Raw genomic sequence first — 22,737 nt, forward strand, 5'->3', positions numbered from 1 at the left:
CGACCCTCTAATTTCGGGATCTCAGGTTGGACGTTGCGGAGCGCTTGATGTCGATTGCGGCGTTGCCCGTCGCCCTCCGGGTGACTGCTGCCTTCATCCGCTGGCTGAGCGCGACCCAGATCCCCTTGGGCAGTTGCTCTGCGCGCCCACCGAACTGGTTACCCTGTGACGGATCTGCGCGAGTTAAGACTGATGAAAATCTGGTATTCTGGGCTACGTTGAGATGTTCTGTCCGAGCGAGCTGGTGCAGCGTGGTCCGCGCCATTTCTCGATGGGTGACTCCGCAATGGATGGCGAGCAAAACGTGATCAGCCCAACTCGCCAGAAGTCTTGCTTCCGGAGCTTCCAGCAGCGAGGGGCCGTCGATAACGACCAGGTCGTAGGCGTCATTCATTTGTCGGAGCAACGCAGGGATTTTTGGATTTGCGAGTACCCGGAGCCGAATTTCTTCAGACAAGCCTGCCGCCAGATAGTCAATGCCAGTATCCTGGATAGGTTCGACGACGTCTGACAGTGGACGGTCGTGCGTTAACAGACCGAGCAAACTGGCGCTCTCGTCACCGCGTCGACCGGAAAATTGACCGAAGTCCAGGAGTAGAGTACGCAGCCCGAATCGAGCGGCGTAGAGACCAAGGCCCCGTGCAAGTGTTGTCTTGCCTTCGCCGCTAATACTGGAGCTCACAAGAACAATACGCTGCGATCGTGGAGCTGTCGGGCCAGAGGTCAGGATAGATACCAGAATGGAGCGAATTGCTCTGGCATAGTGACTCGCGGGTTGCCCCAAAGAATATTGTGGATTTTTACCGAGATCCGGCGGGATCGAAGGTACCAATCCGAAGCATGGAATACGGAGAAATTCCGTAGCCTCGGTCTCCGTATGCAGGGTCCGATCGAGACGACTTAGTATCACGGCGAGAACGCAGCTGAGCAGAGCGAAGATAATTGCAGCAGGAGGAACAATAAGAAGCGGGTGCAACGAGTTCGGGCGCTCTGGCGGCGAGGCAGTGGCGAGAAGACTGACGTCTGGTTGTACGACCAGACCCCTCGCAGTTAGCTCCTGCCGCCGCCGCAGGAGCGTTTCAAACTGCTGTGCCAGCGTTGTTACCCGCCATTCCAGCGTGTCACGCGAGGAAGAGGACGGGCCAAGACGGTAAGTTTTTAGTTCCTCCTCCGCCTTTGCAAGATCGCTCTGAACCTTGGATGATTGCGTCGAAAGGGAGTTCAAAGCCTGTTCTACTTCGCTTTGTTTCTGGCGCGTGACCTCGTCGACATACGATTGTGCGACCGTATTGGCGATGTCCGCCGCGCGCTGCGGATCGGAACTCGTAGCGGTAACGCCGATGATCCTGGAGCGACGTTCCTGGCCAGCCCTCAGGCTGCGCTTTAGCGCGGTGAGTGCGGCGCCTTCACTTGTTTCGTGTTTTTTGAAAAGGATCAACTCCTTGGTCGCTAACCATGCGTTACCAAGGTGCGTGAGCAAGATTTGCACCCCGGTTCGCGACCTTGTCCGATCACTGTTCTTCGCGTCTTCGAGCGCGCTGAGCGCAGGGAGAACTCGCCGTAAGTATGCATCGGACAGCAGTACTGTGACGTGGGTATCGATGATGGACTCCTCGGCGCCGGGCGTAGGTGCTGCGGAAGCACCGCTGCCGAGAGCATCAGATCCACCCGATTGTCGAACATCAATAGCAAGTGCAGCCGTCGCCAGGTAAGAAGGTGGCATTAGAAGGTTGACGACCGCGACGAGCAGGGTCCCCACGACAATTATCGTGACGACGAGCCGCCTGTATTTCCGCACACTATCGATCACTTGCTTCAACGTGTGCAGGCCGTCGTGTGATACGAGAGATCGTTCCGACTCGTTCTCCGTCAGGTCCGGCGAAAGAGCCGTTAGCGGTCGAATGCGGTTGCCTACCAACGCTTCCATGGCGGCTTGTTCCTTTACTGTGCGGGCTCGAACATGCCCGCTGGTCCAGATGCTTTCTGCTCAACCATCGTCTCGAGCCAAGACTGCAACATCAAGACCGCCCATAGCGGTCGCGAGTGATCGCGGCGGCCGCTCAGATGATCCAACCAGCAGTTCTGAACTCTTCGTGCATCCAGCAAACCCTGGCGGCGAAGACGTGGCTCGGAGAGAAGGTCCGCGGCCCACGAGTGCAGGGGGCCTTTCAACCAGGCGCCGATAGGGACGTCAAAACCCTGTTTAGGTCGATCGATCAGGTGGTGCGGCAAGTAGCGGTTGAGAACCTGCCGTAAGATCCACTTGCCTTGGCCGTGGCGCACCTTTGCAGTGTTTGGTAATCGCCAGGAGAACTCCACGACGCGATGATCGAGAATCGGACAGCGTGCTTCCAGGCCCGTCGCCATGCTGGCGCGATCAAGCTTTACCAGAATGTCGCCCGGGAGATAGCCGATCATGTCTCGAACAATGAAGTCGGATAGAAGATCGTTCAGCAGCGGCGCCTTGCCCGAATCGGTGACCGTCTGCTCCGGCGTTAGCTGTAGCTGGGAAAAACGCATCGTTTGCCGATACATTTCGTCAGCATCATTGCCTCCAAACAGCTGCGCCAGGCGGTTAATTCGGTCGCCCTGGATCATCCGTCGCAGGTGGTTCGGAAGAGGCAGGGCGTCGATGATGTCTTCCCTCAAACCGCGTGCAAGCAAGCCCACGCCCATTGCCGCCGTTCGCCGAAGTGGTCCATTGGAGTTAAGGAGGGAAGCCAGACGGGCAGTCAAGAGATGCCTGGAATACCCGCCGAAACATTCGTCACCGCCGTCGCCGGAGAGGACCACCGTTACATCTCGGCGAGCGAGACGAGAGAGAAGTAACGTCGGAATCTGCGATTCGTCGGCAAACGGCTCGTCCCACACGCAAGGCAGTTCGGGAATGACTGCTCTGGCGTCCGCGGGAGTGAGACGGAGTTCTGTATGGTCCGTGCCGAGATGACGGGCCACTCCCGCAGCGTTGGCCGCTTCGTCGAAGGTGGGTTCGCCGAACCCAATAGTGAACGTGCGGACCGGCCGCGTCGATTGAGATTGCATTAGGGCGACGACAGTTGAACTGTCGATGCCGCCGGATAGAAATAGCCCGATTGGCACGTCAGCGACCATGCGGTCGCCCACGGCCTTCTGGAGTAAATTGTCAAGATTCGACACGAGCTCGCGATCGTCGGCGGGAGCGGGATTCTTTCGGCCGTTTCTGGCGACATCGGTCAGCGACCACCAGGAGTAGGTCCTCGTTCGCAACTCTGCTGCATCCCGTAGAGCTAGAAGGTCACCGGCACTGAAGGATAGAATACTGCCGGGCGGAAGTTTGAAGACGTTTCGCCATATACAATGTTCATCCGACAACCAGCCCTGAGCGAGAAATTCGGCAACCGCGCACGCGTTGATCTCCGGAACAAAATCGGGGAATGCGGCGATCGCTTTTAACTCTGAGGCAAAGACCGCCGAACTTCGCGTTCTGGCGATGTAGAGGGGCTTCTTTCCCATTCGATCGCGGGCTAGATGGAGAATGCGGTTCTGGCGATCCCATAGGCCGATTGCGAACATTCCGTTGCTGCGGCTTAAGGCTGTCTCAAGCCCCCATCTCTCAATCATCGCCAGCAGAACTTCAGTATCGCTACCGCCGATGAAGTTTTGACCTAGGCCCTGAAGCTCCTGCCGCAGCGATAAATAATTGTAAATCTCGCCATTGAATGTGATGATGAACCGGCCGCTCTTGGAAAGCATCGGTTGTCGGCCTGCATCTGTGAGGTCCACGATCGAGAGCCGGCGGTGCCCAAACGCAATCCCGGCGTCGCGATCACACCAGGTGCCGTCTGCATCCGGCCCGCGATGGCGCAAACGACTCGTCATTTGTCCGATCGCTGCGAGATCTGCGGATCCAGAAGCTCGCGGCATCTGAAGGATTCCGGTGATGCCACACATGGTTCACCTTCCAGTGCGCGCGTGCGGTGACGGGACGGGTGCCGAGCCGAGGATCAGGCACAGAGCAAGCGCGAACCACACGATTGGTTGACGCAGGATGAAATGGCTTATGCTAAAAATGGACAGCGCAGCGATCAATGCCGCCAAAGCGTCGAACCCCGCGCGTAGCACGAGCACGAAAGTGCCGGCGAGGAGGCCACAAACGGCGATCACTGCGAGCAGGCCGCCTTGCGTGAATATGTCAAGCAGCGTGCTGTGAGCTTCGAAAGGTTTTGGTAGCGCCTGTCTATTGGTGACAAACGGCTTCTCAAGATGTGGTCCAGGTCCTAGCCCTAGAGATCCGGACTCGAGCCCGCGATATAGCGCATCGGTCCAGAGTTGTAGTCGCAGGGACGCGGTACGCTTCGTGGCGTCGCCACCATGATCCTTTGTCAAATTGATAGCCAGACTTTCAACGTCATCGGCGGTCGCTACGGCATACGGCGTTAACGAGAGCGTGAGAGGAACGGCAGCGATGATAATGAAGGCCGCCATCGCGAATCGGAGACCAAACCTGTGTTCCGGCGAGGTTAGCCAGGTTCTCAAACGCAGCACGAGAAAAAGCGCCAAGACTGCCACCATCGCAATAAGAAATGTATCGCTCTTGGTCATCCGGCCGACGATGAAGGTGAGCAGGAAACTGAACAATCCGGCGATGCGGCCAAACCCTTTTGATAACAGCGCAAGGCGGAGGGACAGCGGCGTGAAAACGGCGCAGTTTAGCGCGACCTGATTGGGATTTTCGGCCCATCCACGAAAACGGTCCCAGTACCAGGGGTCAACTGACGGCAGGCTGATGACGCCCCACCCCATGGCGATCTGAAGAAGTAGGGCGGCGTTCCAGAAGGCGATCAGAAGCCATTCGGTTTGGCGCAGCGGGCCGTCGGCTTGTATTGTCGCCGCGACGAGGAAGCTGATGGCTGCCACCAATAGATACGCAAATGCGTCATGCAACATCGTGTCAGGGTCCAGTTCCTGACTTAGAAGTGCCACGCACGTTCCGACGCTTAAGGCCAAAGTTAAGCAGGCCCAAAATGCACCCATTCGGAGCACCGCGCTTGCGTTGTAAATTCGACCGGAAATCACCAGACGCAACGAGGCGTGGGCGAGCCATAGGACGAGGCAGACTTCACCAACGCCCAGCGGGACAGCTGGAAGGCGTAGCTGTGAAGCTGTCGTAAGTACAATGCCAAAAGCGAGAAGCGCATTACCCATCATGATATTTTGCTGCTGTGAAAGTTGGCTGAGTGATGTTCGGTACTGTCGTGGGATGGGGGGATCTGGGCGTCTCGTGGCCTGCCGGAGGAAAGCAGTTGCTGATAAAGATCGGAATAACCATCGGCTACGACGTTCAGATCGAATTCACGGCGCACGAGTTCGATGGAGCGCGCTCCCATGGCTCTTGCGCGGCCAGGGTCCTGGAGAAGATCAAGAATAGCTGCGGCGAGTGCGCGCGGGTCGCGCTGAGGCACGAGGTGTCCATTCCAGTTCTCCGCAACCACGTCGTCGCAACCTGGCACCCGCGTGGCTACCATAGGCACGCCTGCTAAACCTGCTTCCAGCAGGACACGGGGGATGCCTTCCCGATATTCAGTGGGGCAGGCAAAGACATCGGCGATGCCGAGAAGTGCGGGAACGTCGGATCGCGCACCGAGCGCGATCACGTACGGTGCATACCGATCAACCAAAGCCTGATCCACAGCAAAGGGACCCTCGCTCTCCCTTGGGCCGACAAGCAGGAAGCGGACATCAGGCCGAACCGCATGGACAATTGCCGCCGCTTCAAGAAGCGTGGGTATACCCTTCTGTACGGTCAGTCGGCTCACCGTGAGCACGACCTCGCTATCGCCCAGCCCCAGCTCGGATCGAAGTTTCGCAATCGAAATGGAGTGCGTCTGGACCTGTGCTGCCTCGAAGGCGCCGACGTCTATTCCCGAACTTCTGATCAGCACAGCCGGGCTGCTGCCGAGCAGATGGTAGCGGTGGAAGAAGCGACTATCAGCTGTGTTTTGAAATACAGTCGCCGTAGTCCAGCGTGCGGCCAGCCGCTGCAACGCGAGGTAGACCGGCCTGAGCGCAAGGGCTTTCAGGTGCGCCGAGGAAAAGACCCACCCCATTCCGTTGATGGTGCGTACAACTGGAACCGTACCTCGGATTGCAAGCGGCGCAAGCAGGTTTGGTTTTGTATCAAACGTCTGAACAACGTCGGGTCGAATATCCCTCACAAGCTGCGACAACTGGCCGATGGCCATCCGATCAGCAATACGCGCGCCAAATCTATCGAAATCATAACCATGGTAATCTATGCCGCATTTTGAAAACGGACGCGCAACGCCCGTGCCGGCGGCGCTCACCCGGAATCCGCGGCTCCGCAGAGCTGACAGGAAGGGGATCCGCATTGCATGATCCTCACCTCCGACGCAGAGCACGTGCAACGTCATGCTAGTCCCTTTCGGTCACCGCCGCCATGCAGCTCCGCCAAATCGAGAAATCTCGTGCGACTGGCTTCCGCCTTCTCCGAGTACAAGGCACCCGCCAACGTGGTGATACCTTACGAGACGATCAGAAAGTGTCTCCATTCATTTGAATGAGGATAGCATCGAAAGGTCCAGGTGATCTCGCAGGAGTGATGCGCTTGTTGTTGTCGAGATCTTCTTTAGCGCCTGGTGGGCATCAGGTATGGATGTGAATCCATTGGATGTCCTTCTCTTCAGGGTAAGACGGCGACCCGTCCCAGTAGTGCTACCAACTCTGCCTGCCGTCGCGTCTGTGTCTTGATGAACAGAGCAGCCAAATGTGAGCGTATTGTCGTTCGACTCAGTCGTCGGGAGCGGGCTATGTCAAGCAAGTTGCGACCTCGCGCTAACTCGACGGCAAGCTGCGTTTCTGCCGCTGTGAAGGCAAACAGGCGCTGGAGGGTACGGGGCATCGGTTCCGGATGAGCGTCGAGATCGAGCAGGATGACAGTGCTCGTTTCATCCGACCGGGCATTGACGACCTGATCTACAAGAGTCGTGATTCCTTCCTTAGAGGAAGTCGCCAGCCATGACGTCGAGCCAACGGGAATTTGGGCTCCCGCACGACTAAGCAGTTGCTTTAGAGAACTGTAGAGTGTTTCGCGACCAGCGATATGACAGCGTTCGCGTCCCAATATTGCGCGGGCGGTTGCGCTCGCTTCGATGACGCGGTCACGTATGAGCAAGATATGCCCGCAACCGATACGCCCCATAGCCGCGCGTAGCTCGTCATGGTTCTCTCCAGGATTGGCATCGGGCAAGACGGGGGCACGATTCGAGATGTTGAAGATTGATTCCTTGCACGGATGCAGCGAAGCAATCGCGCTGGGCAACGTGGCGCTCTGGTTCAAATTCAGCATTTCGTTGTTCCCTTCTCGCCTGCTGTCTCACATTCAAATGAAGGACGGGCACCTCAATCAAATGAATGACTGATGGCGTCAAAATCATTCCAATTTCAGCAAGCGCTGTAAATTTCAAATCGGGGGTAACCCGGCTGCTCGCTTGGCTGAAGAAATTTTCAGCTCGCAGGACGGTTGGCCGAGTGCACTGATGAATATCTTGCGGCGAGAAAGCAGGGCAAGCGCCTCAGCGTGCGGTTTTTCTCAAAACATTGCGCCGGAAGCAGGCGAGGCGGTATCTATTGTGGGTAATCCGTTCGTGCCAATGGCTCAGTTTGATGCGCTGGCCGCAGCCGAAGGGCGCAACGCAACATCGACCACATCCCCCGGCTCTACATCGAAATCAACCGATGTGGCGATCCTGTCCCATTGTTGGCCGACCTTCCGGATGATGGTGACTTCCGGCCGGAGATCGCTTGTCCCGATCGGCGCCGCTCCGACGCCACCAATAGGTTGCATTTTTTGGCTCAGCGCCTGCATTCTCACTCGTAGGTCTGCCATGCGAGCGTTTGAATCTTTCAACTCGCGCAGTAGATTGATGGTTCGTTGACTGGCGATCCGCTCGATCTGGCGCAAGAAATCTTCGCGCTGACGTTGCTGCCGCATAAGCTCGACGGTGGTCTGCAGTCGCCGCGTCGATGACAGTAAGAGGGCACGTCGGCTTTCCGTAACGCGAGGACTTGGCAATGATCCCGAGCCAAACAGTTTGATGACCCGTTCGAGTTCTTCCTCATCGGCTTGCACGCCCTTTTCCTCACCATCCTGCTGCTTTCTGAGGGTGGCGAGCTGCGCATCTGATTGTTTTGCTGCGTCTTCCAGAAAGCTTCGTTCCCTGCGATAGTCGATCTGCGCGGTCTTCAGCGACTGCGCCTCGGATTGCAAAATGGGGTCGATTGTGGATGCCGGCAAGGATATCTCCCTAGGGGCGGTCTGATCGAAGCTGTCATCGCCTCGCAGTTCCGCATTGATGCGTACAACGTGAAAATACTCCTTGATATATTCGGTTGAGAACAATTGATAGTCGCGCATGAGATCCGCCGGATCGGTGCCTTGCTGCGCGCGCGAGCGCAACAGGCTAAAGCCGCCGGCAACAGCGACAGCCTGGCGCACGGTCATGGATGCTCGATACACCTGCTGCCCCGGCGTGAGGACGTCGCCAGTGATGTAGATCGGCCTATACTCCACAACGCTCGTCATGACGTCCCCGGGCTTGACAACGAGAGCCTGCTCGCGCCCGTCTGGTGAGCGCTGACGCAATATCCTGGCCTGCAGCAACGTCTCCATACGGGTTTGCAATTCCGCCGGGCTCAGACCCGCAACTTCCACCGTGCCAACTCCGGGAAGAGCGATAGTGCCGTCGATCTGAATCTGTACTCTATTGCGTTGGTCAGGAACGCCGCCAACCGACACCTCGACAGTATCACCTGGAGCGAGTCTATATTGTGCTCCGAGGCTGCCTTCGCTGCTCGTCAAGACAACAATCACCGCCCAGAAGACGGTGGGGATACAGCTGAAGGTCTTACTGCGACGTTTGCCGTTCATGATGGTCTCCTTGCCTTAGCCCTTCACGGCTATCCCAATCAGCCCAGTCGATGCGGGAAACAAAATCAAACACCGGTCCGCCTCGCTGCCCCCAGTTGCTCGACCAAATGATTTGTGATCCATCGGGAGAGGGTGATGCGTGCGTTTCGCTCCAGTAGTCGTACGGCGTGTTAAGCGTGTGAGCGATACGTCGGAACTCGCCGCTGCGATCTATCTTCAGTGCAATAACCTCCTGCGCGAAAGGGGCCACTCGCAAACGGCCGGTCAACGAGAGCGGGTTGCCGGCATAACTCAGGAAAACCCATCCGGGACGGCGTATCGCTCGCATTGAGGCATGCTGTGCATCGCCGTATGGAGCAAGCGCCGTGACCAGCCCGTCCTGAAGTCTCCGTTTGATCACCTGATACCGGTCAGGAGACGATTTGCTAATTCCAACATAGACTTCCTGACCATCGCTATCGACGGTCATGTCGCCATGGCCGGGCCGATGATGTTCGGTCCAGCTCTGGATGAGATTTCCATCGGTGGTAAGCACAAATGCTTGATCTGTGAGGTCACTGAGAGATTGCTGGCAGAAGATGTACTTGCCCAGCGGCGAGATCCCGCAATAATTATTTTTTCCAGGAAGTCGCGCCAGGTCAACGTCAGGAAATTTCTGACGACTCGAAAGATCAAATGCGAATGCGACGAGCGCTCCCGTTTGGCTCGTGGCGCGCACGACGATGCGGCTTCCATCCCATGAGGGATTGCCCTTGTATGGGCCGAATTGAAGTTCGCGATAGGCCTCTGTCTCAAAGATCAGTTCTTCGGTGTTATTTCGCGGTGCCCACCGCGAAATTCGATGCCCGGAAATGCAAATCATGAGGTCCGGATCTTGTGGATGCCATTCGCATTCACCCGCCCGTTGTCGCCGGAAGAGTGGAGCGTAGGTGTGCCCATCAAGAAAGCACAAGCCGCCGCAACCGTTGACAATCAAAAGCAAGCTTTGGTCGGCATTCCAGGCTTGAGCGCTCGAATACCGATGAGTGCAGTAGGGGCGACTGCAGGTTACACCGTTTCCCATCGGACTTTCGGAGTTGGTTACACGCACGAAGGTTGTGCCGAGGGATGGATCTACGGCCGGTACCAGGTAGTTAGGAAAATCCATGCTCGGTGCAAGAACAAGTTTAGCATTTGAGAGGGGCTCCGATAGGGCTATCCTGGAAATGACGAGCGCGCCAGCGACGCTGCACCACAAGGCAACTCGGATGCAACTGCGCGGGGTCATCATGTGATGAAATCTCTCTGCAGCCGGACTTGCTTCGCCGAAAGGCGGCCACGCCACCAGTTAACTGTCTGTTCCAGTCCTTCACGCAGTGTTACCTGCGGCGACCATCCGGTCTCACGTACAAAGCGGGTGCAATCAGCGAGAAGCGCTCGTACTTCCGAATTTGTTGGCCGAAGCCGCTTTTCATCCTGAAGAATCGGCTTGCGGCTGGATGTAAGCTCGAGAATGACGTCGATCAGATCGCCGATCATGATCGCTCGCTGACTGCCAGCGTTGTAGGCTTGGCCGTATTCGATGCCCTGCGCGATGCCAGCAGCCATGAATGCCGCCGCGGTATCCGTAACGAATGTGAGATCGCGCACGGTCGTCGCGTCACCGACCATTATCGCCGGGCAGGAAGGATCAAGCGCCTGTCGTATAATGGTGGCGATGATCGCTCTCTCGCTTTGCCGCGGGCCAAACGTGTTAAACGGTCGGAGGATTACGACCGGTACGCCGAACGACCTCGCGAATGCCTCGGCCATCATGTCGGCGGCTATTTTGGATGCGGAGTAGGGCGACTGTCCCTGCAGCGGATGAGATTCATCGATCGGCATTTTCACCGCGGTGCCGTAGACCTCGCTCGTCGAAGTGCACACGAGCCGCTCGGTGCCGTGTTGCCGCGCAGCTTCGAGCATGTTCAACGTGCCGAGTACGTTCGTTTCGACATAGGATTGGGCTGCGAGATACGAATACGGTATCGCGATCAGTGCGGCCAGATGAAAGACGATGTCGTGGCCATGCACGAGACGGCTGACGAAAGCCGCATCGCGAATGTCGCCACGTACGAGGTTGATCTTCCGTCGGGTGGGTTCCGGCAGATCATCCAACCAGCCGTGGCTATCGAAGGAATTATACTGGGCCAGGGCGGTAATGTCGGCTCCCGCCGAAACAAGCGCTTCGGTCAGGTGAGAACCGATGAAACCATCGGCACCCGTTACGAGAATTTTTGCTCCAAGGTAGCTCATGTTCGTCGATTTCCATCTCATTTGCTGGAATCGTTTGATGAACCGCTTCGCGTAAATGTGGCCCAGGAATCCATTGCGATCACCCGGGCTGCACGAAGAATCCAGCCGAGGTCGGAAGCAAGCGTTCGGCGAGAGAAATAGGCGAGGTCGACTTTTGCCTTTTCTGGGAACAAGGTCTGACGATAGAAATCTGCCGCAGAGATGTCGTTCGGGTAAAGCTTGTTTTCATGCCGAAACAAGACCTGACACGGACCAAAAAGGCCGGGCTTGTGTTCGAGAATTTTCTCGAACCCATTGCGGAAGCAGTCGATGAAAACAAGCGACTCGGGTCGGGGCCCCACGAGGGACATGTCCCCCCGAAAAACGTTCCAGAGTTGCGGTAATTCGTCCAGCTTGGTTGCAGCGAGGATGCGGCCGATCGCTGTTAGACGACCATCTCCATCCATTGTGAGTGGATAACCGTGGAGGTCGCAATTCGGTCCGAATTTGCGGAACTTGTAGATGCGGAATGGCCGTCCATTCTGTCCAAGACGGAGTTGCGAGAACAGGATAGGCCTGCCACCTTCGATCCAGATAGCGATCGCTACGATCAGGAACACAGGCGCGAGAGCGGAGGCCGCCGTACCGGCGCAAAGAATATCAAGGGTGCGTCGCAAGTTTACGTAGTGAACAGGAGAGGTTGCGAATAGCTGGTTTTCCGTCTCGCGCATGGTCATGCGACTGCCCCCACCGGGAACTCAGCGCCAAGTGCGGCCGCAAGGGAATTCACGACCAACTCGACGTCGGACTGAACCATTCGGGGATGGAGAGGTAGCGTGAGCTCCCGTCGGGAAAATTCTTCGGTTCGCGGCAAAGAAGCATCGGGGTAGAGATCTCGGTAAAACATCAGGCGATGTACAGGTGGATAGTGGATTGTGGTCTGGACACCGCGCTTGCGTAGCCGATCGATGATGCGCTGTCGGTTACTCGCGATCGGAAGTACGACTGGCATCAGATGATGGGCCGATCGCCACGGAGCTTCGAAGGGCACCATAACCGATGGGCAGTGCTCTGCAATGAGCTGGCGATAACTCAGCGATAGATTCCGCCTGATGTCATTCCATTCCGGCAATTTCTTTAACTGTGCGAGGCCAAGGGCAGCACGCAACTCGTCCATACGGTAGTTAAATCCGAGGATCGTTACATCGTAGTCCGGACGGCGACTGACGAGGCGTTGTCGCGTGCTGCTGGTCATTCCGTGAGATCGCGCTTGCCGGATGGTTTCCCTCAAAGTGCGGCTGCGGGCAATGATCGCGCCCCCTTCGGCGGTAGTCATATTCTTGTTGCCATAGAAGCTAAATGCCGCCGCCTCGCCAAAGGTCCCTACCTCTGGCAGCCCCGGGGCATGTGCTGCATCCTCGATCAAGAGCAAGCCCTTGCGGCGAGCGAAGGACTGCCAGGCGTCACGATGGGCGAGGTAGCCGGCAAAATGCACCATAATGACAGCTTTGGTTCTGGCGGTGCACTTGGCTTCGGCTTCATCCAATGACATCAAAGGAACCTCCGCCGAGCCGATGTCGACGAAGACCGGCCGTGCTCCCACATAGAGGACACTATTGGCGGTGGCTACGAACGTCAGCGATGGAACAAGAACTTCATCGCCCGGCCCGATGCCGAGCGCATGCAGGATCAGGTGGAGGGCTGCCGTGCAGGACCCGACGGCGATTGAATCTTCGGCTTCGTGCATGCGGGCGAACGCTTGCTCAAACTCCCGGACCTGGTCGCCCATCGTCACCCAGCCGCTGTCGATGACAGCGGCCAGGGCTGCTTTCTCTTCCGCTCCGAAGGCTGGCTCTGATACCAATAGCATGTGTAAGTCTCCAATCCCGGGCTGAGAGAAGCGGTGAATGAGCAGGAGAGATCATTACAATATATGGTGCCTCAGGCGGCGACCGTTGCTGAAAACGCGGCCGACTGCTCGTCCCATGCGACGTCCTGAGCTTTGATGAAGTCCTCCACCCGCCCGATATCGAGCCATAGGCCATTATGTTTGAACACGTTCACAGGTGCTTCATCTTCCAGCATCTGGAACATCAAATCGTCAAAGCCAAATGGAACCCCCGAGGGAATGCGTTCGAGTATTGTGGGATCCATGCAGTAAATGCCCATGCTGACAAGATGCGATAGTTCTGGCTTCTCGCGAAAGCCGGTCACATGCCCGTCGGTCTCGTCGATCACGCCGAAGTCCATCTTCGTCGGACGGTTGGCGGTAGCGATAGTGAGAGGCGCGTTATTTCGTCGATGACCGTGCACGAACTGACTGAGGTTAAGATCGGTCAGTACGTCACCGTTGAGAACCAGGAATGGTTCGTCGAGGTGTTCGCGCAAGAGTGACAACGGCCCCATGGTTCCGAGCGGTTCCATCTCCTGCGTATAGGTGATCCGCATGTTCCACTGATCCCCATCGCCGCAAACGCTGCGAATGAGATGGCCCAGGTATCCGGTCGTGATGAAAACGTCCCTGATCCCATTTCGTCTGAGCCATTTGAGCACAAGCTCAAGCACAGGCCGTGCTCCGATTGGCATAAGTGGTTTTGGCAAAATTGAAGTATGTGGACGTAAGCGCGTTCCCCTTCCGCCGCATTGAATAACAGCCTTCATCTTATCCTCCGTGGTGTTAAAGGGCGCAGTCGTTCAAATATCTCATCTAAATCACGACAGTCGGATATCTACTTTGATAGTCGGGCTGGAGCGATTTTGACAAAAATTAGACGCAAACCATCCGCGCGTCTTCGTGTGTTTGCATGAGACGATTTTTCAATGACGGTGTGGTGCGGACAATGACTGCAATCCATCGAGGCGTATGGCTCTGACGAATGCTGAAAGTGAAGCAAGTGAAGGTAGTACGTGAGGTGCGCGCGTGCCGTCTGCGTAGCGCTGGCGCGGGGTGTCGCATCGACCCGGCCGGGATGTCATTAACGGTCAAATAGCGGTGTGCGCAATAAGCTGGTTTGCAAGATTCTTTGTCTGTATTTGGTGGCTGAGGTCCGTCGGGCGCGTGAGCGGCTCAGCAAATGCTCTGGCAGTCATTGGTTGAAATAACGGATTAGATCAATTGCGCCGTGGCGGGGAGTGTCGTTGCCGACGCCCCCAAGCCTGCCGGGCAGCGTGCCAGCAAGAGCGCGAGGAGAACGCGCACCAATCCGGTGGCTGTTAATCGCCGTGGTTTTCCCATGTTCAAGTCGGCTGCCGCCGGTGAGCGGTCTCGCTGAGACCGCTACCTATTTTCCCAGCCGTTCCGTTCCATCGATCCTTCGGTCGATGCTCTTGCGGATCAGGCGGTCGATCCGAGGTACCCCAACGTGATTAGCCTGGGGGGGAGGCGCCTCTGGCGGATCGAATGCTTTTATTTGCTTGATCTCGGAGACCATCCCGATGGGCTTTGCAAAGTGCCTGCTCGTATCGACGGCTGAAGACAGGGCGCAACTATTTTCTGGTCTTGTCAGTGACCCATTGTTCATCCCCCAAATGGCCGCCTGCGTCCGGTTCTGCACCCGGATCTTACGCAAGATCGCCTTGACGTGGACCTTCACTGTCGCCTCTGCGATATCGATCTTTCGCGCTATGCATTTGTTGGAGTCGCCTTCGATCAAGCAGTGCAGAATTGATTTTTCCCGCGGGGAAAGCTGCGGCGCGATCGTGTCCTCTATCCTGACGAGAATTCCTTGTTCGTTTTCGCAGTGCAGCGCCGCGTTGCCAACGTGATCGCTCTTGAAATCGAGAACAAAGGAGAGAAATGCCGGCGGGAATATTGTTTCCCCCATCATCACCAGTTCAATGGATTTGATGAATACATCGCATGTCATGACGTCGACGAAATACCCGTTGGCGCCCGCCCGAAATGCCGAAACCAGTTCGTCTAGCCGATAGTGATCGGCTAGGATCGCAATGCGTCCTTTCGGATACTTGTTCCGCAAGAGTTCGGTTTGTTCAAGGGCGACGTCGAAGTCATCTCCCGTGTGGACAATGAGAAATAGCAGTTGGTGCTTCTGGAGTTTGGTCGACGGCAATTCTTCTACGCAGGATACGGAGGCTGGAGTACGAAAATTTGCTGCGCATAAAATTCTAGTAATTCCTTCTCTAATTAAAACGCTTTTTCCAATAAGAACTGTGGCGAAAGATTGTTGCCTCAACATTTTGCTCTCCCGGCCTTTACGCAATTGGTTTTTGAATATGTGGTTCCAGAGGTGGCGTGCTCTCCTTCGTTCGCAGGATATCTGGTTGGCAGATTTCGGTGTCTCCGAAATTTTAACGCTTTTATGAATGTTAGATTCGAATTCGCGATATCCCTATATATCTTTGGTTATAGGCGTAAGCGTCTGCGAGCGTATGTCATTCATCATAGCTAACGGCTTTCGATGTCCGGGAGTCGGGAGGTGTTCAAGACAGCGCCGGCGATTTTTAGCTCGTGCGCGCTGCAGTCTATGAGCGAACTGGCGTCTCGATGTATATCAAACGTTGTAAAATGTCGTATTTAGGTACTCGATTGCCGAAACGTTAGTGCAGTGGAACTTCAAAGGGCGGATTGAGAGGTAGTCTTTTGCCTTAAGCACTCCGTAGTTTCATGGGGCTTCGTCTCTTGGGATTTGTGCCAGTACCGATACCCTTGGGGAGAGCGTACGCAATCGAACATAACAAGCCTCGTAATGTCGTTCTGCGCTGTACGCATTGACGCGATGCTGCCTATTTTTGAAAAATTGTTGTGATCACGTCTAAGTTAAAGACGAAGTAACGGAGCACGCGTAGGGTTACGTCTTGGGGCGAGAGGCTGAGGACCGCTCAATGCGTTGTAACAGCGTTGTGATCGCAGACCGCCATCCCGTGGTTTTGCTGGGTTTGAGCAAGTTGCTCGAGGGCCACTGTGATTTCATCGTTGTTGCATGTTGCAGTGATGGTTCGAGCTGCATCGAAGCGCTTCGGAATCTAGTTCCGGACATCGCCATTATCGACGCCTCAATATCTGGCGCGACCGGGTCTGAAATCCTCTCCATCGTCAATTCCGAAAATATTTCCACGCGACTGGTCTTTTTCACAGCCACTGATAAGGACCGCGAACTGGCTATGTCAGTCGCGCCCGACCGCTACAGCGTTATTCCGAAGGATGTGGCGCCCGAAGTTCTGCTGCAGTCCTTGCGCCAGATTGCGGAAGGCCGGGCGCTGTTGCCGCAGCCTTCTTCCGGGCAGACCGCATCTCGGGAGCAAGGCGCTCTCACGGAGAGCGCGTTGACGACGTTGACGGACCGCGAGCGCCAGATCATGCGGTTGGTGTCCGAAGGGTTGTCGAACAAGGAAGTCGGGCGGCGGCTGAGTATTACCGACGGCACCATCAAAGTGCATCTTCATCACATCTTTAAGAAGCTCGAAATCAGTAACCGGACAGTGCTCGCTGCGCTTGCGATTTCGCACGACGATCCTGCAAGCCCCCCTGAGGACAAGCCGGTGCGGGCCATCTGGCTGGATTGAGTGAAATAGGCGACGGCGGTTGCGACGTGGTAAAAAGCCAAAAAACATCTCCACACATTGGAGCGCCGCTAATGTGTAGTTTGTTTGGAGGTCGACGTTGTCGTGGGTGATGGTAACGATCGTCAAGCGAACAAGTGCGGGGAAATGCTGGTCGAAGTTATTGGCGTTTCCGATGATGCGTAGCCAGACAACGAAATCCTGGCACTCACCTGAATAACGGTTGCCAGGCAGCAACACGTGAGCGTTGATGGTCGGGGCTGGTATCTGAATCATGTTCGATCATTTAACGACGTCCTTTGCCTACTTCATAGCTATTGCGCTTGTCCCTTGCAGCCGATGCGCGACGAGAATGGGGCAATCGTCGAATGGACTGGACCGTGACCCGGCTCGATTGCTCCTGATCCTGTGAGCGGTTCGTTGGGTATATGCATCGGCCACAGGCGCCGGGAAGATCATAGCCGTCCAGGCAGAGCGCAAAACTATTCCACTACCATATATGGCTCCGCCTGTACGCTGCGGACGTTTTCTGCTATTCTTCGGTAAATCAGGATAGCAAGTAGCAGTCAGATAACCGACCATAGCTCAAGGAGAAATGCGGGTCCTTCAGATCCAGTCTCGATCTTGCTCGCATTGATGCGGACTCTTTGACGCTGAAGAGGGTAATCGAGCGGCTGCATAGTCCAACCTGACAACGTGATGGGAGGTGTGCCATGGCTGCATCTGACTGGCGTCTCGAAGGCGAATGGATCAAGAACTGCAATTGTGCATTTGGCTGTCCCTGCGATTTCAATGCCCCGCCCACTCACGGCTCGTGCAAAGGCCTGGTCGGCATGAGGATTACAAAAGGACACTTCGAGGGGACCAAGCTCGATGGTCTCGTTTTCGCCGCAACCGTTGATTTTCCCGGAGCGCTGCATGAGGGCAATGGGAAGATGCAACCGATCATCGACGAGCGCGCCACGCCGGAGCAGCGCCAGGCACTTTTCAACATCATGTCGGGCAAGAATTCGGCCGAGGGTACGCTTTTCCAGATATTCAGCCTGATCGTCACTACGATCCATGATCCGCTGTTTGTGCCCTTCGAGTTCTCGTTCGACAAGAATAGGCGCGTCGCGCGTCTCGTTGCCAAGGGGGTGCTGGAGACCGAGGTCGAGCCGATCAAGAACCCGGTGACGGGCACTCCCCATCGCATTCAAGTTGTGATGCCCGACGGCTTTGAACACAGATCCGCCGAGATTGCCTCCGCCAACATCCACTCGACAGGGGCGATCAAGTTCGACACAAAAGGCACGCACAGCTCCCTCGCTAACGTCGTACAGACACCTCAAGGTGTCGCGGCGTGATGCTGCGCTAAAGTTCGGTCTTGCGGTCTACCGCATCGGCGGCCGGGGTGAGCCTATGACTGAGACGTTCGCGCTCGAAAAGGTGCTGCGACGCGACCGTCTGATCGTTGCGGTCGGGCTTGCTGGTGTTGTGGCGCTGGCCTGGGTTTATCTGGTCGCCGGGGCAGGCATAGACATGAGCATGGTCGGCATGCCGATGGAGCCGATGCCCTGGTCGACTTTCTACGCGGCGCTCGTGTTCACCATGTGGTGGGTCATGATGATCGCCATGATGGTGCCGAGTGCTGCCCCCATGGTCTTGCTGTTTATCGCGATCAAGCGCAAGCACGGGGAAGCGGCTAGTCCCTCCGTGGAAGCTTGGATCTTTCTTGGTGGTTATCTTCTGGTATGGGCAGGTTTCAGCCTCATCGCGGCCTCGGCACAGTGGGGGCTTGAACGCACCGGGCTGCTGTCCATGGCGATGGCGAGCAACAGCGCTACGCTCGACGGCGTCATTCTACTTGCGGCCGGGCTCTACCAGTTCACGCCGATCAAGACCGCCTGCCTTCGCTATTGCCAGAGCCCGGTTCTATTCCTGAGCCGGCACTGGAGACCGGGCGCGTTGGGCGCACTACGCATGGGGCTCCGGCACGGCAGCTACTGCCTCGGCTGTTGCGGGTTCCTGATGGTGCTGTTGTTTGTCAGCGGAGTCATGAACCTTGTCTGGATTGCGGCCTTCGCCCTCTATGTCGCATGCGAGAAGTTGCTGCCGCTAGGCCACCGGCTCAGTCGCGCCGCTGGTGTGGCCATGATCGTATCTGGCACCATAGTTCTTGCGCGCGCAGCTTGAAAACAAAACTCTACGATAGTTCACAGCCGTTCGACAGAATGATCTATCGCAGCATTTTAGGCCCATCCTGCCGTATGCAAGTTTTCTTACTCTGCTATCGCCGAAACTACGATCGGGGCATTGCGGGCCTGGGCACGGCCAGAGTGTCGCGCTATTTTGCTTCCGACTTTGAGTGGCCTTCTGATCGTTTGCTCGACGCTAGCGAGGTCGCAGCGGTCGTCGCCGGTAGCATGTACCATCGCGGTATTGCGCGCGCTTGGCCGGTGCAGAAGTACAGTTCTGGATCGAACAAAGATCAGCGAAGGCGAGCTGGATGACGAAGCCATAAATGGTTCAACTGGTTGAAAAAAAAGGGAAAATGCATTAGCTCTGTCGCTCGGATCATTTGTCGGCCCAGAAATCGGTTGGACGGAATCACGCTGCAGAGTTCAATGAAAACAATATGTTAGAAGCTAGATTTGCTATTGCCCCGATGATGGACTGGACTGATCGCCATTGCCGCGTGTTTCACCGGCTGATGTCGCGGCGGGCGCGGCTTTATACGGAGATGCTGACGACCGGCGCGATCATTCACGGCGACCGCGTGCGGCTGCTGGGCTTCGACGCCAGCGAGCATCCGGTGGCGCTGCAGCTCGGTGGCTCCGAACCGGCGCACCTCGCAGAGGCCGCCAAGATCGGTGAGGATTTTGGCTATGACGAGATCAACATCAACGTCGGTTGCCCCTCCGATCGCGTGAAGGACGGCCGCTTCGGCGCCTGCCTGATGGCCGAGCCGGAGCTGGTCGCGCGCGGCGTTGCGGCGATGAAGGCGGCGGTTAAAGTGCCGGTCACCGTGAAATGCCGGATCGGCATCGACGACCAGGACCCCGAAGTGGCGCTCGATACCCTGGCGCGCGCGGTGATCGCCGCCGGTGCCGATGGCCTAGTCGTGCATGCGCGAAAAGCGTGGCTGAATGGCCTGTCGCCGAAGGAAAACCGCAACATCCCGCCGCTCGATTACGACCGCGTCTACCGGCTGAAGGCGTCGCTGCCCGACGTGCCCGTCGTCATCAACGGCGGCATTACCGGCATCGCGGAAGCCGCGGCGCACCTCGATCGCGTTGATGGCGTGATGCTGGGACGTGCGGCCTATCAGGAGCCTTGGCGGCTGCTCGCGGTCGATCCCGAACTGTTCGGCGAGGCAGCGCCGCACGCGTCGATGAAAGACGTGTTCGAGGCGATGATGCCGTACATCGCGGACCAACTGGCGCAGGGCACGCGGCTGCATTCGATGGTCCGGCATTTCGTCGGCGCGTTTCACGGCGTGCGCGGTGCGCGTGCGTTCCGGCGCTATTTGGCGGAAAACGGCACCAAGCATGGCGCCGGCATCGATGTGCTGCGCGCGGCAATCGCGCTGGTCGAAGTCGATGCGCCGGAAGAAGTTGCGGCTTAAGGGTAGCCGCGCAACATCAATTTGTCCGGCCGGACTTCCCAGCTTTCCAGCCGGTCGAGAAAGCTCATGCCGAGCAAATTCGTCTTCATCTGGCCGCGCGGCACGACCAATGCCGGCACCGAGCGCTCGACGAGCTTGCCGACCGCGAGGCGGTCGAGCGTTAGGCGCGCCGCGCGCGTATGGCCGGCGGCGGTTTCGACCTCGACATTATAGACCAGCATTTCAAGCGGCAGCCCGGCGGCCTTCGCGGTCTCCCAGGTCAGCACTACCGAGGTGGCGCCGGTGTCGATCACCATCGGCGCGTTGACGCCGTTGATCTTGGCCTGCAGGCCGAATTCGCCGGTCGTGCCGCGCGGCACTTCGACGGCGCGGGCAGGCGGCGGCATTTGCTTGCGCAGCATGTCGGAGACCAGCGCGCTGGCTTTGGAAATCTGCACGGGATCGCCATAGGCCCACGCCGCGCCCGCGGTGGCTGCGACCAGCACGACCAGCAGCAGCACGCGGCTCACAGCGCACCTGTCAGGAGGTCGCGGATTTCTTTCTGGGCGCGTAGGTGGACGATGGCGCGAGACCAGCTTCCATCATGCGCGCGTCGAGCTGCGCCATGATGTCCAGCCGCTCCGTGCTCTCCATCCTGAACCAGCCGGAGATCTCGGGAAGCGTGCGTCCGCAGCCCAGGCAGAGGGCGGTTGTGGGGTCGATGATGCAGACGGCGATGCACGGCGTTTCTTTGCTCATGGTTCGATAGTGAGGCGGTTCGGATCGCTTTCGCAAGTCTCGTCTCAGATTTCGTTTACAGCCCGGTGCCGGCGCTCATGATCGGCTTGTTGCGGGGACGGCGGCGTTCGTCGGCGACGCTGGTCTCAAAATCCGGCTGCAGCGGCGGGCCATCCTCGGTCATCGGCGCCAGCGCCGACATCACGCGCTCCGGCGGGAAGGTGACGATCACCTCGGTGCCGACCCGCAGCTTGGATTTCAGCGTGAAGGTGCCGCCGTGCATGTCGATCAGGCTCTTGGCGATCGGCAAGCCGAGGCCAGCGCCCTGTTCGGCGGATTTGATCGAGTTCGAACCCTGGCCGAACGACGCCAATACGATCGGGATCTCGTCTTCGGCGATGCCCGAGCCGGTGTCCTTGCAGCTGAGATATTGCCCGCCGGAGGCGGTCCAGCCGACCTTCAGCCAGATCTCGCCGCCCTGCGGCGTGAACTTGATCGAGTTCGACAGCAGGTTGAGCACGATCTGCCGCGTCGCGCGCTCGTCGCCCCAGATCCGCGGCATGCCGTGCTCGAACACTTCGTGGATGGTGATGCCGCGGCTGGAAGCGCGCAGCTTCAGCAAGTGATGGCAATCCGCCACCACGTGGACCAGCGACACCGCTTCCTCGTTAAGCTCGTAGCGGCCAGCCTCGATCCGCGACAGGTCGAGAATCTCGTTGATCAGGTTCAGCAGGTGCACGCCGGAATTATGGATGTCGGCAGAATAGTCCTTGTAGACCGGCACGGCGTGGCCGCCGAAGATCTCGCTCTTCATCACTTCGGAAAAACCGAGGATGGCGTTCAGCGGCGTGCGCAACTTGTGGCTCATCTGGGCGAGGAAGCGCGACTTGGCGACGTTGGCGGCCTCGGCGCGGTGACGCGCTTCATCGGAGATCGCCTTGGCCTGTTCCAGCTCGCCGATCAGCGCGTCCTTTTCGGCGCGTGCTTCCAGCGTCGCCAGCGTGTTGGAATGCAGCCGGTGCGCCAGCAGCGCGAAATAGCCCTCGGCGGCGATGGCGAGGGCGGCCAGCACGTAGTTGTCGAGCGTGCCGCGCATGATGAAGTTGAAGGCGACGCCAAGCGTCACCGGCGCGGTCGCCGCAAAGGCGGCGATCGGCAGGCTGGCGGCGAGCATGCTGGACACCGCGACCACCAGCAGCATCAGGAACATCATCAGCGAGTTCGAGACTATATCGACGCCGGTCGGATGCACCAGCACGACGGTCCAGCACATGCCGTACAGCAGGTCGAACAGGATGAACTTCATCCGCCAGCGCCGCGCGCCATTGGCGGACGGCGGCTCGGCCAGGTAGCGCTTGCAGGCATGGATGATCATCGCGTGGATGCAGAACATCCCGCAGGCCCACACCGCCGCCTCGATCGGCTGCGACCAGAACCCGAACAGGAAGCCGGTGCCGATCACCAGCAGCGTCACCACCAGCGACGCCGACAGCCGTGTCTGGGCGTATTGCCGGAGCAATTCGCGGTCGAAAGCAGGGCGGGTTCCAGAGGTCGACGTTAACCTGTCGCGGGCTTCGCGAACGCGTTGCGCCGCCACGCGCCGATTGCGCACCGGCACATCGACCGGTGTTTCGGCCGGAAGATGGACCACTTCGGGCCTGTTGGCGGGCTTACTCATCACAACAAAACAGATCCTGCACACGCACGCGCGGGT

General features: G+C 57.7%; 19 protein-coding genes. 4 read left to right on the forward strand and 15 right to left on the reverse strand.

What is annotated here, in order from left to right; genetic code table 11:
• Positions 1–7: 7 nt before the first annotated feature.
• From JWQ24_RS12590 to JWQ24_RS12645, 12 genes are all read right to left on the reverse strand, one after another.
• Positions 8–1,927, reverse strand: coding sequence for a hypothetical protein (locus JWQ24_RS12590; protein ID WP_299808121.1), 1,920 nt, complete (start codon positions 1,925–1,927; stop codon positions 8–10).
• Between the two features lie 14 nt (positions 1,928–1,941).
• Complete coding sequence (gene asnB, locus JWQ24_RS12595; RefSeq protein WP_299808124.1) at positions 1,942–3,930, reverse strand: asparagine synthase (glutamine-hydrolyzing); 1,989 nt, start codon at positions 3,928–3,930, stop codon at positions 1,942–1,944.
• A gap of 3 nt (positions 3,931–3,933) precedes the next feature.
• The gene (locus JWQ24_RS12600) at positions 3,934–5,187 is read right to left on the reverse strand and encodes an O-antigen ligase family protein (RefSeq protein WP_299808127.1); all 1,254 of its coding nucleotides are present in this window, start codon (positions 5,185–5,187) and stop codon (positions 3,934–3,936) included.
• On the reverse strand, positions 5,184–6,410 hold the full coding sequence (locus JWQ24_RS12605) for a glycosyltransferase (protein ID WP_299808130.1): 1,227 nt from the start codon (positions 6,408–6,410) through the stop codon (positions 5,184–5,186). The genes JWQ24_RS12600 and JWQ24_RS12605 overlap by 4 nt, the downstream gene beginning before the upstream one ends.
• A 269-nt stretch (positions 6,411–6,679) precedes the next feature.
• Positions 6,680–7,345 carry a helix-turn-helix transcriptional regulator gene (locus tag JWQ24_RS12610; protein WP_299808133.1) on the reverse strand — a complete coding sequence of 222 codons (666 nt, stop codon included), beginning with the start codon at positions 7,343–7,345 and terminating at the stop codon, positions 6,680–6,682.
• A gap of 309 nt (positions 7,346–7,654) precedes the next feature.
• The gene (locus tag JWQ24_RS12615; protein ID WP_299808136.1) at positions 7,655–8,926 is read right to left on the reverse strand and encodes a polysaccharide biosynthesis/export family protein; all 1,272 of its coding nucleotides are present in this window, start codon (positions 8,924–8,926) and stop codon (positions 7,655–7,657) included.
• Positions 8,904–10,073, reverse strand: a complete 1,170-nt coding sequence (locus tag JWQ24_RS12620; protein ID WP_366521440.1) for a hypothetical protein — start codon at positions 10,071–10,073, stop codon at positions 8,904–8,906. The genes JWQ24_RS12615 and JWQ24_RS12620 overlap by 23 nt, the downstream gene beginning before the upstream one ends.
• Before the next feature lie 119 nt (positions 10,074–10,192).
• Positions 10,193–11,200 carry an SDR family NAD(P)-dependent oxidoreductase gene (locus JWQ24_RS12625; RefSeq protein WP_299808142.1) on the reverse strand — a complete coding sequence of 336 codons (1,008 nt, stop codon included), beginning with the start codon at positions 11,198–11,200 and terminating at the stop codon, positions 10,193–10,195.
• Positions 11,201–11,217: 17 nt separating this feature from the next.
• Positions 11,218–11,910 (reverse strand): sugar transferase, encoded by a 693-nt coding sequence (locus tag JWQ24_RS12630; protein ID WP_299808145.1) that lies wholly within the window; start codon positions 11,908–11,910, stop codon positions 11,218–11,220.
• 2 nt (positions 11,911–11,912) lie between these two features.
• The gene (locus JWQ24_RS12635) at positions 11,913–13,049 is read right to left on the reverse strand and encodes a DegT/DnrJ/EryC1/StrS aminotransferase family protein (protein WP_299808148.1); all 1,137 of its coding nucleotides are present in this window, start codon (positions 13,047–13,049) and stop codon (positions 11,913–11,915) included.
• A gap of 71 nt (positions 13,050–13,120) precedes the next feature.
• Positions 13,121–13,840 carry a sugar phosphate nucleotidyltransferase gene (locus JWQ24_RS12640; protein WP_299808151.1) on the reverse strand — a complete coding sequence of 240 codons (720 nt, stop codon included), beginning with the start codon at positions 13,838–13,840 and terminating at the stop codon, positions 13,121–13,123.
• 620 nt (positions 13,841–14,460) lie between these two features.
• Positions 14,461–15,375, reverse strand: a complete 915-nt coding sequence (locus JWQ24_RS12645; protein ID WP_299808154.1) for a response regulator transcription factor — start codon at positions 15,373–15,375, stop codon at positions 14,461–14,463.
• Between the two features lie 646 nt (positions 15,376–16,021).
• On the opposite strand from JWQ24_RS12645, the gene JWQ24_RS12650 reads away from it, so the two are divergent.
• The 4 genes from JWQ24_RS12650 to dusA all read left to right on the forward strand — a co-directional run bounded on the left by JWQ24_RS12650 (position 16,022) and on the right by dusA (position 20,306).
• Positions 16,022–16,702 (forward strand): response regulator transcription factor, encoded by a 681-nt coding sequence (locus JWQ24_RS12650; RefSeq protein ID WP_299808156.1) that lies wholly within the window; start codon positions 16,022–16,024, stop codon positions 16,700–16,702.
• A 710-nt stretch (positions 16,703–17,412) separates the two neighbouring features.
• The gene (locus JWQ24_RS12655) at positions 17,413–18,045 is read left to right on the forward strand and encodes a DUF1326 domain-containing protein (RefSeq protein WP_299808158.1); all 633 of its coding nucleotides are present in this window, start codon (positions 17,413–17,415) and stop codon (positions 18,043–18,045) included.
• Between the two features lie 55 nt (positions 18,046–18,100).
• Positions 18,101–18,874 carry a DUF2182 domain-containing protein gene (locus JWQ24_RS12660; protein WP_299808161.1) on the forward strand — a complete coding sequence of 258 codons (774 nt, stop codon included), beginning with the start codon at positions 18,101–18,103 and terminating at the stop codon, positions 18,872–18,874.
• Between the two features lie 442 nt (positions 18,875–19,316).
• A complete protein-coding gene (gene dusA, locus JWQ24_RS12665) occupies positions 19,317–20,306 on the forward strand; it encodes a tRNA dihydrouridine(20/20a) synthase DusA (RefSeq protein ID WP_299808164.1) in 990 nt (329 codons plus the stop codon).
• Here dusA and JWQ24_RS12670 read toward each other — a convergent pair.
• From JWQ24_RS12670 to JWQ24_RS12680, 3 genes are read right to left on the reverse strand one after another with little or no spacing between them, the layout of a single operon-like run.
• A complete protein-coding gene (locus JWQ24_RS12670) occupies positions 20,303–20,815 on the reverse strand; it encodes a TIGR02281 family clan AA aspartic protease (protein WP_299808167.1) in 513 nt (170 codons plus the stop codon). The two genes, dusA and JWQ24_RS12670, sit on opposite strands and share 4 nt — an antisense overlap.
• A 10-nt stretch (positions 20,816–20,825) precedes the next feature.
• Positions 20,826–21,044, reverse strand: a complete 219-nt coding sequence (locus JWQ24_RS12675; RefSeq protein ID WP_299808169.1) for a DUF1289 domain-containing protein — start codon at positions 21,042–21,044, stop codon at positions 20,826–20,828.
• A 55-nt stretch (positions 21,045–21,099) separates the two neighbouring features.
• The gene (locus JWQ24_RS12680) at positions 21,100–22,701 is read right to left on the reverse strand and encodes an ATP-binding protein (protein ID WP_299808172.1); all 1,602 of its coding nucleotides are present in this window, start codon (positions 22,699–22,701) and stop codon (positions 21,100–21,102) included.
• Between the last annotated feature and the right edge of the window lie 36 nt (positions 22,702–22,737).

Source organism: Tardiphaga sp. (assembly GCF_028290495.1).
Classification (GTDB): Bacteria; Pseudomonadota; Alphaproteobacteria; order Rhizobiales; family Xanthobacteraceae; genus Tardiphaga.

Bases quoted from the DNA above. Each gene is read 5' to 3' on its own strand.
- JWQ24_RS12590 (WP_299808121.1), bottom strand. From the start codon at position 1,927: ATGGAAGCGTTGGTAGGCAACCGCATTCGACCGCTAACGGCTCTTTCG.
- asnB (WP_299808124.1), bottom strand. From the start codon at position 3,930: ATGTGTGGCATCACCGGAATCCTTCAGATGCCGCGAGCTTCTGGATCC.
- JWQ24_RS12600 (WP_299808127.1), bottom strand. From the start codon at position 5,187: ATGATGGGTAATGCGCTTCTCGCTTTTGGCATTGTACTTACGACAGCT.
- JWQ24_RS12605 (WP_299808130.1), bottom strand. From the start codon at position 6,410: ATGACGTTGCACGTGCTCTGCGTCGGAGGTGAGGATCATGCAATGCGG.
- JWQ24_RS12610 (WP_299808133.1), bottom strand. From the start codon at position 7,345: ATGCTGAATTTGAACCAGAGCGCCACGTTGCCCAGCGCGATTGCTTCG.
- JWQ24_RS12615 (WP_299808136.1), bottom strand. From the start codon at position 8,926: ATGAACGGCAAACGTCGCAGTAAGACCTTCAGCTGTATCCCCACCGTC.
- JWQ24_RS12620 (WP_366521440.1), bottom strand. From the start codon at position 10,073: ATGGATTTTCCTAACTACCTGGTACCGGCCGTAGATCCATCCCTCGGC.
- JWQ24_RS12625 (WP_299808142.1), bottom strand. From the start codon at position 11,200: ATGAGCTACCTTGGAGCAAAAATTCTCGTAACGGGTGCCGATGGTTTC.
- JWQ24_RS12630 (WP_299808145.1), bottom strand. From the start codon at position 11,910: ATGCGCGAGACGGAAAACCAGCTATTCGCAACCTCTCCTGTTCACTAC.
- JWQ24_RS12635 (WP_299808148.1), bottom strand. From the start codon at position 13,049: ATGCTATTGGTATCAGAGCCAGCCTTCGGAGCGGAAGAGAAAGCAGCC.
- JWQ24_RS12640 (WP_299808151.1), bottom strand. From the start codon at position 13,840: ATGAAGGCTGTTATTCAATGCGGCGGAAGGGGAACGCGCTTACGTCCA.
- JWQ24_RS12645 (WP_299808154.1), bottom strand. From the start codon at position 15,375: ATGTTGAGGCAACAATCTTTCGCCACAGTTCTTATTGGAAAAAGCGTT.
- JWQ24_RS12650 (WP_299808156.1), top strand. From the start codon at position 16,022: ATGCGTTGTAACAGCGTTGTGATCGCAGACCGCCATCCCGTGGTTTTG.
- JWQ24_RS12655 (WP_299808158.1), top strand. From the start codon at position 17,413: ATGGCTGCATCTGACTGGCGTCTCGAAGGCGAATGGATCAAGAACTGC.
- JWQ24_RS12660 (WP_299808161.1), top strand. From the start codon at position 18,101: ATGACTGAGACGTTCGCGCTCGAAAAGGTGCTGCGACGCGACCGTCTG.
- dusA (WP_299808164.1), top strand. From the start codon at position 19,317: ATGTTAGAAGCTAGATTTGCTATTGCCCCGATGATGGACTGGACTGAT.
- JWQ24_RS12675 (WP_299808169.1), bottom strand. From the start codon at position 21,044: ATGAGCAAAGAAACGCCGTGCATCGCCGTCTGCATCATCGACCCCACA.
- JWQ24_RS12680 (WP_299808172.1), bottom strand. From the start codon at position 22,701: ATGAGTAAGCCCGCCAACAGGCCCGAAGTGGTCCATCTTCCGGCCGAA.